This is a genomic window from Streptomyces yatensis (assembly GCF_018069625.1).
Taxonomy (GTDB): domain Bacteria; phylum Actinomycetota; class Actinomycetes; order Streptomycetales; family Streptomycetaceae; genus Streptomyces; species Streptomyces yatensis.
Genome location: NZ_CP072941.1, coordinates 7,388,796 through 7,403,470 on the forward strand (window position 1 = coordinate 7,388,796; position 14,675 = coordinate 7,403,470).

The window sequence follows — 14,675 nt, forward strand, 5'->3', positions numbered from 1 at the left end:
CCTACGTGAAGTCGCGGGATCCAGTTCGCGTCAGGGCGAGCGCAGGTAGTTGTAGACCGTGGCCCGTGAGACGCCGAGCAGTTCGGTGACCACCTGGACGGAGTGCTTCACCTGGAGGAAGCCGCTGGTCTTGAGGGTGCGGACGAGTTCCTTCTTGGCGGGGGTGCCCAGGCTGCGGGGGGTCTGGCCGCGGGCGGCGGCGAATTCCTCGATGACGGTGCGCAGCTCCGCGGCCGTGCGGGCGCGGAGGGTCTCGGTGAGCGGCTGTTGCTGCTCATCGGTCCTGACCAGGTTGTTGAGGCTGCGGGCGACGCTCCCGAAGAGGGAGACGTCCAGGTTGAGGCAGATGGCGGCGACGTACTGGCCCGCGCCGTTCTTGATGCCGATCGAGGTGCTCTTCGCCGGGCGGCCGTCCGGGAAGCGGTTGGCGTAGTTCTGGACGATGTCGGGGAAGCCGGGGTCCTGGATCCGGGCCAGGCCCAGCTCGGTGGTGGGCTCGCCCACCTCGCGGCCGGAGAGATTGCTCTCGATGGCGCGGATGGACTGGTCGGGGTTGCGCAGATCGTGGAGGACCACCTCGCACAGCCCGGGGAACATCCGGCCGATGGCGACCACGATCTTCTCGGCCTCGCGCAGCAGCAGCTCGTCCTCGGGTGTTCCCGTCGTCTCCTGACGCTGCTTCTCGGTCGTCCGGTCGGTCATCCGAACAGCTCCGTCATCGTCGGCGCCGCCTTCAGGCCCGACCCGGTCAGCAGCACCACCGTGGTCTCACCGGGGCGGATCGCGCCCCGGGCCCGGAAGACCTCGATCGCCGCGGCGGCCGTCGCGCTGGTCGGCTCCGCGTAGAGCCCCATCGCGGCCAGCCGGCGCACCGCCGCGGCGATCGCGTCCTCCGGGATGGCCGCCATGTCGCCGTCCGAGCGGCGGATGGCGCGCAGCACCTCGGGGAAGCGGACGGGCTCCCGGATCGCCGTGCCCTCGGCGATGGTCGGGGCGTGGTCGAACGGCACCGGGGTCTCGGTGCCCGCGCGGAACGCGGCGTGGAGCGGTGCGCAGTGGGCGGGCTGGGCCACGAGCAGCCGGGGGCGGCGGGCGATCTGGCCCGCGGCGAGCAGCTCGGAGAAGCCGAGGTCGCAGCCGAGCACGGTGCTGCCCGCACCCGCCACGGTCACCACGGCGTCCGGCGCGGTGAAGCCCAGGTCCTCCCACAGCTCGTACGCCAGGGTCTTGGTGCCCTGGAGGAAGAAGGGGTGCCAGTTGTGGCTGGCGTAGTACGTCTGGGCCGACTGGCGCAGCGCCTCCGCCGCGGTGGCGTCCCGGTCGCCGGGCACCAGCTCGACCTCGGCGCCGTACGCCCGGCTCTGGAGGATCTTCGCGGGGGAGGTGGCGGCGGGGGCGAGGATCCTGGCCCGGATGCCGGCCGCGGCGCAGTACGCCGAGACGGAGGCCCCGCCGTTGCCGGAGCTGTCCTCGATGACCTCCCGTACGCCCCGCTGGGCGAGGAGCGAGATCATCACGCTGGTGCCGCGGTCCTTGAAGCTGCCGGTGGGGCTGAACCACTCCAGCTTGAACAGAATCCGATCCTCCCCCCAGTCCTTCTCGACCAGCGGGGTGCACCCTTCACCCAGTGACACCGGGGCGTCGATGCGCACCGGGAGGGCCGCTCGGTAGCGCCAGAGTGACCGGGCCCCGGTGTCCACCTGCTCGCGGGTGATGCCGGGCAGCGCGGAGACGGTGAGGGGAGCCCCGTCGTCACCGCACCAGCGGGGGTCGTCGAGGGAGTACGTGGCGCCGGAGCGCTCGTCGACGTAGTGGGCTTCGGCTCGTGGTTCAGCTCGCACCTTGGATATTTTGTTTACTTCTATATGGCCAGTCAAGGGCAGGACGGGCGGCTCCAGCGGGTCGCGAGTGCGGTGCGAGAGCCGCTCAAGGGTGGACGAACAGCCGTTCAAGCACCACCGCGACCCCGTCCTCTTCATGGGACGGCGCCACCTCATCGGCTATCGCCATCAGCTCCGGATGTGCGTTGCCCATCGCGACCCCGTATCCGGCCCAGCCCAGCAGCGGAAGGTCATTGGGCATGTCGCCGAACGCGATCGTCTCCGCGGGGGTGAACCCCATGCGGTCGGCGGCCAGTTGCAGCCCCACCCCCTTGTCCGTGCCGGCGGGGAGCACCTCGATCATGCCCTTCTCGGAGTGGGTCACCGCCACCTCGCCCGCGCCCACCCGCTCCGCGGCCGCCGCGACCAGCTCGTCCGCCACCGTCCGATGGCGCATCAGCACCTTCTCGATCGGTGCCGCCCACAGCTCCTCCCGCTCGGCCAGCCCCCACGCCGGGCGCCTCCGGTCGGTGAAGTGGGCGGTGACGACGAAGCGGTTCTCGGGCGCCGCCGTCACCACGGCGAGCTCCAGCGGCCCCGCGCCCAGCGCCTCCTCCGTGCGCTCCACCACCGACCGGGCCAGCTCCCGGTCCAGCGACGCCGAGACCAGCAGCCGGTCCGCGGAGGCGTCGTACAACTGCGCGCCCTGTCCGCACACCGCGAGCCCCCGGTAGCCGATCGCGACCAGGAACTCCCGGCAGGACGAGGCCGGGCGCCCGGTGACCACCAGATGCCGCGCCCCGGCGGCCCGGACGAGGGCGAGCGCCTCACGAGTGCGGGGCGAGACCGTCAGATCCTTGCGCAGCAGCGTGCCGTCGAGGTCGGTGGCCACCAGCGGGAAGCGCGGCCGGCCGGCGGTACGGGGCCGGGGGAGCAGCACGCGCGGCGCGGCGGCGGCCGCGGTGCGCGGGGAGGGGGGTACAGAAGCGTCAGCGGTGTCGGCGGTGTGCACGGTGGCCGGTGGTCCCTTTCGTCACGCTCATCGTGCTCATTCCGCGTCGATCAGCGCGACACATGGAGCCCCTGAACTCATGTCGGACATGCGGAACAGAGAATGGCGGCTCCGCCGGGGACGATCAAGCCGTGCAGATCACGGCCACCTGCTTCGGCAGCCGGTACGGCAGCGAGCCGTACCAGGCGCACGACAGCACGAAACCGAAGGAGAGGCAGACGACCCCGCCGACCGCGTCCATCCAGAAGTGGTTGGCGGTGGCGACGATCACCAGCAGTGTGGCCGAGGGGTAGAGCAGTCCCAGCGCCTTCACCCACACCGGACGGGCCAGCGTGGCGATGGTCAGACCGCACCACAGCGACCAGCCGATATGCATCGAGGGCATCGCCGCGTACTGGTTCGACATATCGGCGAGGTTGCCCGAGGCCATCGAGCCCCAGGTGTTGTGCGCCACCACGGTGTCGATGAAATGGCCGCCGCTCATCAGCCGGGGCGGGGCCAGCGGAAAGAAGTAGTAGCCGAGCAGGGCCACGCCCGTGGTCGCGAAGAGCGCCAGCCGGGTGGCGGCGTAACGGCCCGGATGCCAGTGGTAGAGCCACACCAGCACACCGAGCGTCACGATGAAGTGGAGCGTCGCGTAGTAGTAGTTCATGCCCACGATCAGCCAGCTGACCGAGTCGATCGCGTGGTTGACGCCCCGTTCGAAGGCCATGCCGAGCCGGTGCTCCCACTCCCAGATCCAGCCCGCGTTGCGCAGCGCCTCCGGCCGCTGTTCCGGGACGGCGTTGCGAATCAGCGAATACGTCCAGTAACTGACGGCGATGAGGACGATCTCGAACCAGAGCCGGGGCCTTCTGGGCGTACGCAACCGGTCCACCAGGGTGTGGTGCGGCGCCCGTGCCGCATCGGTGTCCGCGAGAGGTGCCGGGGTGGCCATTCGGCCCGCCGTCGTCCTGATAGTCGCTCCACCCATAGGGCAACAGTCTGCCAGACGACGTCCACCCGCAGATCATCCGCGGCATCGGGTTTTGATTGCCTATGTCCTGGTCCGGGGGTCCTCCAAGGGGCGTATGCCCCATACGTCCACCGGGTGTCGGGCCACTGGACGAGGGCCCGGACGGGGGCTTTCCCCTACCCGCCCCTTCCCGAAACCGGGCTCGGCCCCAGACCCGCTCCTCCATCGCCGGAGGGGCGGGAAGATGGGGCTCCGCCCCTGGATCCCGGGGGTCTGGGGGCGGAGCCCCGGTTGTGGGAAGGGGCGGGTGGGGGATCAGCCCGCCGCAGGCGCCACGGCCCCTGGACGGGGCCTCAGCCGCCCCCGGCCGCCCGGCCCCGGGTCTCCACCCCGTGGGCCGACGCCGTGGAGCCGCGCACCACCAGTTCGGGAAGGAAGACGAACTCGCTGGGCGGGGCCGGAGTGCCGCCGATCTCCTCCAGCAGGGCCCGCACCGCCGCCTGCCCCATCGACTGCACCGGTTTGCGGATCGTGGTCAGCGGCGGATCGGTGAAGGCGATCAGCGGGGAGTCGTCGAAGCCGACCACCGAGACGTCCTGAGGGACTCCCAGACCCCGCTGCCGGGCCGCCCGGATGGCGCCCAGCGCCATCATGTCGCTCGCGCACACCACCGCCGTACAGCCCAGGTCGATCAGCGCGGTCGCCGCCGCCTGGCCGCCCTCCAGGGTGTACAGCGAATGCTGGATCAGCTCCTCGGACTCCTCGGGGGAGAGCCCCAGTCGGTCCCGCATCGCCTGCTGGAAGCCTTCGATCTTGCGCAGTACGGGAACGAACCGCTTCGGCCCGAGCGCGAGACCGATCCGGGTGTGTCCGAGCGAGACCAGATGGGTGACCGCCAGCCCCATCGCCGCCCGGTCGTCGGGGGAGATGAACGGCGCCCGCACCTTCGGCGAGAAGCCGTCCACCAGCACGAACGGAACACCCTGGCCGCGCAGCTGGTCATAGCGCTGCATATCGGCCGAGGTGTCCGCGTGCAGCCCCGAGACGAAGATGATCCCGGCCACGCCCCGGTCCACCAGCATCTCGGTCAGCTCGTCCTCCGTCGAGCCGCCGGGGGTCTGGGTGGCCAGCACCGGGGTGTAGCCCTGCCGGGTGAGCGCCTGCCCGATGACCTGCGCGAGCGCGGGGAAGATCGGGTTCTCCAGCTCGGGGGTGATCAGTCCCACCAGCCCGGCGCTGCGCTGCCGCAACCGCACGGGCCGCTCATAGCCGAGGACGTCCAGGGCGGCGAGGACGGACTCGCGGGTGGCCGTGGCCACCCCCGGCCTGCCGTTGAGGACGCGGCTGACGGTGGCTTCGCTGACCCCCGCCTGGGCTGCGATGTCAGCAAGCCGTGCGGTCATGGAGTGGGACTGTACCGGTCGCGTGTCAGATTGCCCACCACGCGCACGAATCAGGCGGAATGCGTACGGTTCCGGCCCCGTACGAAAGCGGCGCCGACGACAGCAGCGCACGCCCCGGGACCGGCAGTTCGACCTCTTCGCCGAGCGTGTTGAGCGTGCACACCAGACCCGGCCGGGACAGCGCGAGCACCCCCGCCGGGGCCTTGAGCCAGCTCATCGGCCCGTCCCCCAGGCCCGGCAGCTCACGGCGCAGCGCGAGCGCGCCGCGGTAGAGCTCCAGCGTGGAGCCGGGGTCGCCGGTCTGCGCCTCGACGGACAGCCCGGACCAGTCGTCCGGCTGCGGCAGCCAGCTCCCGCCGGGGCCGAAGCCGTAACTCTCGCCGGAGCGGGTCCAGGGCAGGGGCACCCGGCAGCCGTCGCGGAAGCCGTCCTGACCGTTCTGGCCGTCCTCCCCGTCGGGGGAGGTGCGGAAGAAGGCCGGGTCCTGGCGCAGCTCGTCCGGCAGATCGGTCACCTCGGGAAGGCCCAGCTCCTCGCCCTGGTAGAGATAGGACGAGCCGGGCAGGGCGAGGGTGAGCAGGGCCGCGGCACGGGCGCGGGCGAGCCCCCGCTCCGGACCGCCGTCGGCGTAACGGGTGGTGTGCCGGACCACGTCGTGGTTGGAGAGCACCCAGGTGGTGGGGGCGCCGACGGAGCCGGTGGCGGCCAGCGACTCGTCGATCACCTGGCGCATCGCGGCCGCGTCCCACGGGCACTTGAGGAACTGGAAGTTGAACGCCTGGTGCAGCTCGTCGGGGCGTACGTAGAGGGCCAGGCGCTCGGAGGTGGGCGCCCATGCCTCGGCGACGCCGATCCGGTCACCGGGGTAGGAGTCCAGCAGCCGGCGCCAGGAGCGGTGGATCTCGTGCACCCCGTCCTGGTCGAAGAACGGCAGCACCTGGGAGCCGATCAGCTTGGCCTGTTCGGTACGGCCGATGTCGGGCAGCCCGGCGGCCTTGACCATGCCGTGGGCGACATCGATCCGGAAGCCGTCCACGCCCAGGTCGAGCCAGAAGCGCAGCACCGAGTCGAATTCGGCCCGCACCTCGGGGGAGTCCCAGTTGAGGTCGGGCTGCTCGGGGGCGAAGAGGTGCAGATACCACTCGCCGGGGGTGCCGTCCGGATCGGTGGTACGGGTCCAGGCGGGGCCGCCGAAGACCGACTCCCAGTCGTTCGGCGGCAGTTCGCCGTGGGTGCCGCGGCCGCCGCGGAAGTGATACCGGGTGCGGGCCGCCCCGCCGGGACGGTCGGCGAGCGCCTCGCGGAACCATGGGTGCTGGTCCGAGCTGTGGTTCGGGACGACGTCCACGATCACCTTCAGCCCCAGCTCATGGGCGGTGCGCACCAGGTCGTCGGCGTCGCCGAGGGTGCCGAAGAGCGGGTCCACGGTGCGGTAGTCGGCCACGTCGTAGCCGCCGTCGGCCTGTGGGGAGGCGTAGAAGGGGGTCAGCCAGACGGCGTCCACACCCAGCCCGGCGAGATGCGGCAGCCGCTCCCGCGCCCCGCGCAGATCGCCGATCCCGTCGCCGTCGCTGTCGGCGAAGGACCGCACGTACACCTGGTAGATGACGGCGTCGCGCCACCATCCGGGGCCCTTTGACGGTCGCACCGGCTCGGTGGGAAGGGAGGTCGTGAGCTCCTGGGTCATGGCGCGAACGTAACAGCTCTGCAATGCCTTGCGGAAGAGCTTGCAGGGCGCGCTGGTGCCCTTGGCGGGGGCTCCGGTCGTGCTGTGGGCGCATGTCAAGCGCCCGAACGGGAGCGGAGCGGCTACCGCGGGGACACGCGGACGTAACGATGCCGAGTGCCTTGCAGAAATTTGCCGCAAGCTCTTTCGGCGGGCTTGCGGCCCTGTTACGTTCCTCCGCAACCCGGGGCCGCGACGGAGCGGCCGGCTTTGGAGGAGTTCAGATGCGACGTGGCATAGCGGCCACCGCACTCGTCGCGGCCATGGCGCTCGCGGCGACGGCATGCGGCGGTGACGACGGCGGCAGCGGCGGCGACAAGAAGTCCGGCGGCAAGCTCTCCGGCACCGTGACCTACTGGGACACGTCGAACGAGGCGGAGAAGGGCACCTACAAGGAGCTCGCCCTCGGCTTCGAGAAGAAGCACCCCGACGTCAAGGTCAACTACGTCAATGTGCCCTTCGGCGAGGCACTGGCCAAGTTCAAGAACGCCGCGGGCTCGGGCGGCTCCGGCGCGCCCGATGTGCTGCGCACCGAGGTCGCCTGGACCCAGGACCTCGCCAACATCGGCTATCTGGCCCCGCTGGACGGCACCCCCGCCCTCGCGGACCAGTCCGACTATCTGCCCAAGGCCCTGGCCGGTGCCAAGTTCAAGGGCAAGACCTACGCCGTACCGCAGGTCATCGACACCCTCGGCCTCTTCTACAACAAGAAGATGCTCAAGGACGCCGGTGTCCAGCCGCCCAAGGACTGGACCGAGCTCAAGGCCGCCGCCAAGAAGATCAAGCAGAAGACCGGCAAGACCGGTCTGTATCTGCGCGGCGACGACGCCTACTGGTACCTGCCCTTCATCTACGGCGAGGGCGGCGACCTCCTCGACACCGGCGCCAAGAAGGTCACCATCGACGACGAGCCCGGCATCAAGGCGTTCGCGGCCGCCCGGGACCTGGTCACCTCCAAGGCGGCGGAGACCGACGCCACCGACGGCTGGGACAACATGCAGAACGCCATCAAGAACGGCGACGTCGCGATGACGATCAACGGGCCGTGGGCGATCGAGGACACCCTCGCGGGCAAGGCGTTCAAGGACAAGTCCAACCTCGGAGTGGTCCCCGTCCCGGCCGGCAGCAAGGGCCAGGGCGCCCCGCAGGGCGGCCAGAACCTCACCGTCTACGCCGGGTCGAAGAACCTGGACGCGTCCTATGCCTTCGCCCAGTACATGAGCTCGGCCGAGGTCCAGGCCAAGACCACCGAGAAGCTCTCGCTGCTGCCCACCCGCACCTCCGTCTACTCCAACAAGTCGGTGGCCGCGAACCCCAATGTGAAGTTCTTCAAGGCCGCCGTCGACAAGGCCGTCGAGCGCCCCTGGATCCCCGAGGGCAACAGCCTCTTCCAGGCGATCCTGGTGCAGTTCCCGAACGTCCTCACCGGCAAGACCTCACCCGAGAAGGCCGCGAAGTCGGCCGGTGACGCTTACCGCAAGCTCCTCAAGGGCGACTGGAAGTAGGGCCGGCGACGATGGCTGTCGACACCAGCCGGCCGCTGGACCCGGCCGCGGGCGCGAAGGGCGCCCGCGGCCGGATCCGTAACGCCGGAACTCCGCCGCGGAGCCGGATCCGCAACGCGCTGGCCCGCCACTGGTACGCCTGGGCCATGGTCGCGCCCGTCGTGATCGTCATCGGGCTGATCATCGGCTATCCGCTGGGCCGCGGCCTGTATCTGTCGCTGACCGACGCCAACGAGGCCAACGTCGAGCGCACCATCGGGGTCAACCACATCCCCGCCACCTACAAGAACGTCGGCCTCGACAACTTCAAGGCCATCCTGGACGACCAGGTCTTCTGGGACCGGCTCGGCTGGACCGTCACCTGGACCGTCTGCTGTGTGGCGCTCACCTTCTCGATCGGCCTGGGTCTTGCCGTACTGCTCAACCGGCGGTTCGCCGGGCGCACCCTCTACCGGTCGCTGCTGATCCTGCCCTGGGCCGTCCCCGCCTTCGTCTCCGTCTTCGCCTGGCGGCTGCTCTACAACGAGAAGAACGGCATCCTCAACAAGGTGCTGGAGGGCGGCGGGATCGACGCGGTGCCCTGGCTCAACGACCCCACCATGGCCAAGGCCTCGGTGATCGCCGTGAACATCTGGCTCGGGGTGCCGTTCATGCTGGTCGCGCTGCTCGGCGGACTGCAGTCCATCCCCGGTGAGCTCTACGAGGCCGCCGAGATGGACGGGGCGAGCCCCTGGCAGCGATTCCGCCACATCACCCTGCCCGGGCTGCGTTCGGTCAGCTCCACCGTGATCCTGCTGTCCACCATCTGGACGTTCAACATGTTCCCGGTGATCTTCCTGCTGACCCGCGGCGGACCCGGCGATGCCACCGAGATCCTGGTGACGTACGCCTACCGGCTCTCCTTCGTCAACAGCCCGCGCGACTTCGCCGGCGCCTCGGCCTGGGGTGTGCTGATCCTGCTCATCCTGATGCTCTTCGCGGTGGTCTACCGCCGTTCGCTCCGCAAGCAGGGAGAGGTCTGGTAGCCATGCGTGACCAACGACGCGGCCCGCTCGCCTCCGTCGGGCTGCACACGACGCTCGTCATCGCCTCCGCCGTCGCGGTCTTCCCGCCGCTGTGGCTGGTGGTGACCTCGTTCAAGCCCAAGAGCGAGGCGTTCAGCACCGATGTGGTGAAGAACCCGACACTGGGGAACTACCGACACGTCCTGGGCGACACCGAGTTCCTGACCTGGTTCGGCAACTCGCTGTTCATCGTGGTCATCACCACGATCCTGGGCGTCTTCATCGCGGCCACCACCGGCTACGCCGTCAGCCGCTTCCGCTTCCCCGGGATGCGCCCGCTGATGTGGCTGCTGCTGATCACCCAGATGTTCCCGGTGGCCATCCTCATCGTGCCGCTGTACAACATCATGTCGACGCTGGGCTGGCTCAACCAGCCGATCTCGCTGATAGTCACCTACCTCACCGTGGCCGTGCCGTTCTGCGCCTGGATGATGAAGGGCTTCTTCGACACCATCCCGGTGGAGATCGACGAATCGGGCCGGGTCGACGGCCTCAACCCGTTCGGGACCTTCTGGCGGCTGGTCGTCCCGCTGGCCAAGCCGGGGCTCGCGGTGACCGCGTTCTACACCTTCATCACCGCCTGGGCCGAGGTCGCCTACGCCTCCGCCTTCATGACGGGCGAGGACAACCTCACGCTCGCCGCCGGGCTGCAGACCTTCGTCAACCAGTACACCTCCGACTGGGGCTCCATGACCGCCGCGGCCGTCATGATCGCCATCCCGGCCGCGCTGGTGTTCTCCTGGGCCCAGCGCCACCTCGTCGCCGGACTCACGGCCGGAGCGACCAAGTCGTGACGAGCCCACCCGCGGCGGGGCCGCGGCTCGCCGATATCGCCGCACAGGCCAAGGTCAGCGAGGCCACCGTCAGCCGGGTGCTCAACGGCAAGGCGGGGGTGGCGGACACCACCCGGCAGCGGGTGCTCGCCGCCCTGGACGTCCTCGGCTACGAACGGCCGGTGCGGCTGCGGCGGCGCAGCGCCGGGCTGGTCGGCCTGGTGATCCCGGAGCTGACCAACCCGGTCTTCCCCGCCTTCGCGCAGATCATCGAGCAGGTGCTGGCCGGCCATGGCTACACCCCGATCCTGTGCACCCAGATGCCGGGCGGCGCCACCGAGGACGAGCTGGTGGAGCAGCTGGAGGAGCGCGATGTGGCGGGCATCGTCTTCATGTCCGGACTGCATGCCGACACCACGGCCGACCCCGCCCGCTACGCCCGGCTGGCCGGCCGCAAGGTGCCGTTCGTGCTGATCAACGGCTACAACGAGCACATCCAGGCCACCTTCGTCTCCCCCGATGACCGGGCGGCGGCGCGGATGGCCGTCCGCCATCTGTCCGCGCTCGGCCACCACCGGATCGGCCTCGCGGTGGGGCCCGCCCGCTACGTCCCCGCGCAGCGCAAGGTGGAGGGGTTCCTCGCGGCGAGCACCGAGCTGCTCGGCCGATCGCCCGATGAGGCGGGGGAGTTGGTGCGGCATACGCTCTTCAGCGTCGAGGGCGGGCAGGTGGCGGCGGCCACCCTGCTGGACCGGGGCTGTACGGGCATCGTGTGCGGCAGCGATCTGATGGCGCTCGGGGTGATCCGGGAGGCGGCCCGGCGGGGGCTGCGGGTGCCGCACGAGGTGTCGGTGGTCGGCTTCGACGACTCCCCGCTGATCGCCTTCACCGATCCGCCGCTGACCACCGTCCGGCAGCCGGTGCAGTCGATGGCGACGGCGGCGGTGGGGGCGCTGCTGGAGGAGATGGCCGGAAACCCGGTGCAGCACACGGAGTTCGTCTTCCAGCCGGACCTGGTCGTCCGCGGCTCCACGGCCCAGGCGCCGCCTACCGCAGGGTAGGCGGTGTCGACCGAACCGGTGAACACCGGCCGCATCTCCTCCGGCGACAGGCCGTAACCCGCGCCGCGCTGCCACGATGCGAGCAGTTCCCCGCCGGGCCACCCCTCGACGGGGCGTCTCGAAATGAGACACCCGGTACCTCGCTGAGGTGGGTAGGCGCTGCCTGGCGTGGTCTTCGGACGGGGCCGATCAGCCTCCCCGCGCGCTACCTCTTCCCGAGGAAGGAGAACGCTTCATGAGGGCAGTCCAGGTCGTGGGCTACGGCCAGAACCCGCGGCTGGCCGATGTACCGGAACCCGAGGTCACCGGCCCGTACGACGTGATCGTCAAGATCGGCGGCGCGGGCGTGTGCCGCACCGACCTCCATATCCTCGAGGGCCAGTGGGCGGACAAGTCCGGGGTGAGCCTGCCGTACACCATCGGGCACGAGAACGCCGGCTGGGTCCATGCGGTGGGCAGCGCGGTCACCAACGTCGCCGAGGGCGACAAGGTCATCGTGCATCCCCTGATCACCTGCGGGCTGTGCCCCGCGTGCCGGACCGGCAACGACGTCCACTGCGAGCAGAGCCTCTTCCCCGGCATCGACACCGCCGGTGGCTACGCCGAGTATCTGAAGACCTCCGCCCGCAGCGTCGTGAAGATCGACGACTCCCTCGAACCCTCCGACGTCGCGGCGCTCGCCGACGCGGGGCTCACCGCCTATCACGCCGCGGCCAAGGCCGCCGGACGGCTGCGCCCCGGGACCAGGTGCGTGATCATCGGCGCGGGCGGGCTGGGACACATCGGTGTGCAGGTGCTCAAAGCCCTTACGGCCGCCGAGCTCATCGTGGTCGACCGCAACCCCGACGCGGTCGAACTGGCCGTCTCCATCGGCGCCGACCACGGGATCGTGGCGAACGGAGGCCAGGTCGAGGAGGTGCTCGAGCTGACGGGCGGGCAGGGGGCCGAGACGGTCGTCGACTTCGTCGGCGAGGGCGGTGCCACCCGGGACGGCGTACGCATGCTGCGCCGTGCGGGCGACTACCACGTGGTGGGGTACGGCGAGAACATCGATGTGCCGACGATCGACATCATCTCCGCCGAAATCAACTTCATCGGCAATCTCGTCGGCTCCTACACCGATCTGTGCGAGCTGATGGTGCTCGCCACCCAGGGCCGTGTGCGCCTGCACACCACCACCTACCCGCTGGACCGGTTCCAGGACGCCCTGGACGACCTCGACGCCGGACGGATCCGCGGGCGCGCCATTCTTGTCCCCTGACCGCCGGTCCATGCCCATGGGACGGCCGACCTGACACAACGCAACGTGAGGAACCCCCAATGATCTTCATCACCGCGAAGTTCCGCGTCCTGCCCGAGCATGCTGACCGGTGGCCCGAGATCGCCGGCGATTTCACCCGGGACACCCGCGCCGAGCCGGGCTGTCTGTGGTTCGACTGGTCCCGCAGTGTCGAGGACCCGGACGAGTACGTCCTGGTCGAGGCGTTCCGCGACGAGGAGGCCGGTGCGGCACACGTCAACTCGCCGCACTTCAAGGCCGCGCAGCGGACCCTGCCGCCGCATCTCGCCGCGACCCCGCGGATCGTCAACATGAACGTCCCGCAGGAGGACTGGTCCCTCCTCGGGGAAATGGCCGTCGAGGACCGCGACTGATCCGCTGAACCGCTGATCTACTGATCCACGGCCGTCGAACCGGTCCGGCCGGCCGGGCGCGTGGGGCCCTTGACCGGACCCCCGACCGGCCGGACCGGAGAACGGGGTTGAACTTAACACCGCCGCAATGGCTTGCGAAAGGTCTTGCAACGAGGAGAACGCGCGAGTACGGTCCGGTCACCGCTACAGGACTGACGTCTTGCAGCAAGAACCTTCAACTGGCCTTACGGGCATGGCGCGTTGCCGCATGAGGCTCAATCGTCACCCCCAGCTCTTCCCCCCCCACGGAGGAACGATGGCCGGCAACCGCATTCCCCTTGCCACCGCACTCGCCCTCGCGGCGGGCTCGGTGGCCCTTTTCGCGCTGCCCCCGCAGACGGCCCGGGCGACACCGCCCGGTACCAAGGACGTCACCGCCGAACTCTTCGAGTGGCGTTACGACTCCGTCGCCAAGGAGTGCACCAGCACTCTCGGCCCCGCCGGGTACGGCTATGTCGAGGTGTCACCCGCCACCGAGCACATCCAGGGCGGCCAGTGGTGGACCTCCTACCAGCCCGTCAGCTACAAGATCGCCGGACGGCTCGGCGACCGCACCGCCTTCAAGAACATGATCGACACCTGTCATTCGGCGGGCGTCAAGGTGGTCGCCGACGCCGTCATCAACCACATGTCCGCCGGATCCGGCACCGGCACCGGCGGCTCCTCGTACACCAAGTACGACTATCCCGGGATCTACCAGGCCCAGGACATGGACGACTGCACCTCGCAGATCAGCAACTACCAGGACCGCTGGAATGTGCAGCACTGCGAGCTGGTGGGACTCGCCGACCTGGACACCGGTGAGAGCTACGTCCGCACCCGGATAGCGCAGTACCTGAACGACCTGCTCTCGCTCGGCGTGGACGGCTTCCGCGTGGACGGCGCCAAGCACATCCCGGCAGAGGACCTGGCCGCCATCAAGAGCCAGTTGAGCGACCCCGGCGTCTACTGGAAGCAGGAGGTCATCTACGGCGAGGGCGAGGCGGTCTCCCCGACGGAGTATCTGCGCAACGGCGATGTGCAGGAGTTCCGCTACGGCCGGGACCTCAAGCGGGTGTTCCAGGGCGAGAAGCTGGCCTATCTGCAGAACTTCGGTGAGGGCTGGGGCCATATGGCGAGCGGCCAGTCCGGTGTCTTCGTCGACAACTGGGACACCGAGCGCAACGGCTCCACGCTGACGTACAAGAACGGCGCCGACTACACCCTGGCCAATGTCTTCATGCTGGCCTGGCCCTACGGCTCCCCGGACGTCCACTCCGGCTACGAGTTCAGCGACAACGACGCGGGCCCGCCGAACGGCGGCTCGGTCAGCGCCTGCTACCAGGACGGCTGGAAGTGCCAGCACAAGTGGCCCGAGATCATGAGCATGGTCGCCCTCCGCAACACGGCCCGGGGCGCCGCGGTGACCAACTGGTGGGACAACGGCAACAACGCCATCGCCTTCGGACGCGGCGACAAGGCGTACGTGGCCATCAACCACGAAAGCGGCTCCCTCACCCAGACCTTCCAGACCTCGCTCCCGGCCGGCGGCTACTGCGATGTGCAGAGCGGCAAGGCCGTGACCGTCGACTCCGCGGGGAAGTTCACCGCCACGCTGGGCGCGAATACGGCGGTGGCACTGCATGTGGGCGCCCGTAACTGCGGCTGACCCACTCCGCCCACCA

12 protein-coding genes and 1 pseudogene are annotated in these 14,675 nt (G+C 69.9%); 7 read left to right on the forward strand and 6 right to left on the reverse strand.

Annotated elements, in window-relative coordinates:
• Window positions 1-30 precede the first annotated feature (30 nt).
• From J8403_RS30750 to J8403_RS30775, 6 genes are all read right to left on the reverse strand, one after another.
• Complete coding sequence (locus J8403_RS30750) at window positions 31-702, reverse strand: helix-turn-helix transcriptional regulator (protein WP_211126013.1); 672 nt, start codon at window positions 700-702, stop codon at window positions 31-33.
• Window positions 699-1,979, reverse strand: coding sequence for a threonine synthase (locus tag J8403_RS30755; RefSeq protein WP_246586072.1), 1,281 nt, complete (start codon window positions 1,977-1,979; stop codon window positions 699-701). The genes J8403_RS30750 and J8403_RS30755 overlap by 4 nt, the downstream gene beginning before the upstream one ends.
• Entirely contained in the window at window positions 1,927-2,832 is a 906-nt protein-coding gene (locus tag J8403_RS30760; RefSeq protein WP_425519842.1) for an HAD family hydrolase, read from the reverse strand. The genes J8403_RS30755 and J8403_RS30760 overlap by 53 nt, the downstream gene beginning before the upstream one ends.
• A gap of 124 nt (window positions 2,833-2,956) precedes the next feature.
• The gene (locus J8403_RS30765) at window positions 2,957-3,805 is read right to left on the reverse strand and encodes a phosphatase PAP2 family protein (RefSeq protein ID WP_211126015.1); all 849 of its coding nucleotides are present in this window, start codon (window positions 3,803-3,805) and stop codon (window positions 2,957-2,959) included.
• Between the two features lie 335 nt (window positions 3,806-4,140).
• Window positions 4,141-5,190 carry a LacI family DNA-binding transcriptional regulator gene (locus J8403_RS30770; RefSeq protein ID WP_211126016.1) on the reverse strand — a complete coding sequence of 350 codons (1,050 nt, stop codon included), beginning with the start codon at window positions 5,188-5,190 and terminating at the stop codon, window positions 4,141-4,143.
• Between the two features lie 25 nt (window positions 5,191-5,215).
• Window positions 5,216-6,877 (reverse strand): glycoside hydrolase family 13 protein, encoded by a 1,662-nt coding sequence (locus J8403_RS30775; RefSeq protein ID WP_211126017.1) that lies wholly within the window; start codon window positions 6,875-6,877, stop codon window positions 5,216-5,218.
• Window positions 6,878-7,140: 263 nt separating this feature from the next.
• Between J8403_RS30775 and J8403_RS30780 the strand changes: the two genes are divergently transcribed.
• The 7 genes and pseudogenes from J8403_RS30780 to J8403_RS30810 form a co-directional block, all read left to right on the forward strand.
• Entirely contained in the window at window positions 7,141-8,421 is a 1,281-nt protein-coding gene (locus tag J8403_RS30780) for an extracellular solute-binding protein (protein WP_211126018.1), read from the forward strand.
• An 11-nt stretch (window positions 8,422-8,432) separates the two neighbouring features.
• The gene (locus J8403_RS30785; protein WP_211126019.1) at window positions 8,433-9,446 is read left to right on the forward strand and encodes a carbohydrate ABC transporter permease; all 1,014 of its coding nucleotides are present in this window, start codon (window positions 8,433-8,435) and stop codon (window positions 9,444-9,446) included.
• Between the two features lie 2 nt (window positions 9,447-9,448).
• Window positions 9,449-10,279, forward strand: a complete 831-nt coding sequence (locus J8403_RS30790) for a sugar ABC transporter permease (protein WP_137965458.1) — start codon at window positions 9,449-9,451, stop codon at window positions 10,277-10,279.
• The gene (locus J8403_RS30795; protein ID WP_211126020.1) at window positions 10,276-11,319 is read left to right on the forward strand and encodes a LacI family DNA-binding transcriptional regulator; all 1,044 of its coding nucleotides are present in this window, start codon (window positions 10,276-10,278) and stop codon (window positions 11,317-11,319) included. Before J8403_RS30790 ends, J8403_RS30795 begins: the two co-directional genes overlap by 4 nt.
• A 235-nt stretch (window positions 11,320-11,554) precedes the next feature.
• Window positions 11,555-12,580, forward strand: a complete 1,026-nt coding sequence (locus J8403_RS30800; RefSeq protein WP_211126021.1) for an NAD(P)-dependent alcohol dehydrogenase — start codon at window positions 11,555-11,557, stop codon at window positions 12,578-12,580.
• Window positions 12,581-12,639: 59 nt separating this feature from the next.
• Complete coding sequence (locus J8403_RS30805; RefSeq protein ID WP_078641034.1) at window positions 12,640-12,972, forward strand: putative quinol monooxygenase; 333 nt, start codon at window positions 12,640-12,642, stop codon at window positions 12,970-12,972.
• 295 nt (window positions 12,973-13,267) lie between these two features.
• Window positions 13,268-14,656 (forward strand): annotated as a pseudogene (locus J8403_RS30810) (alpha-amylase); the annotation flags it as partial.
• Window positions 14,657-14,675 lie beyond the last annotated feature (19 nt).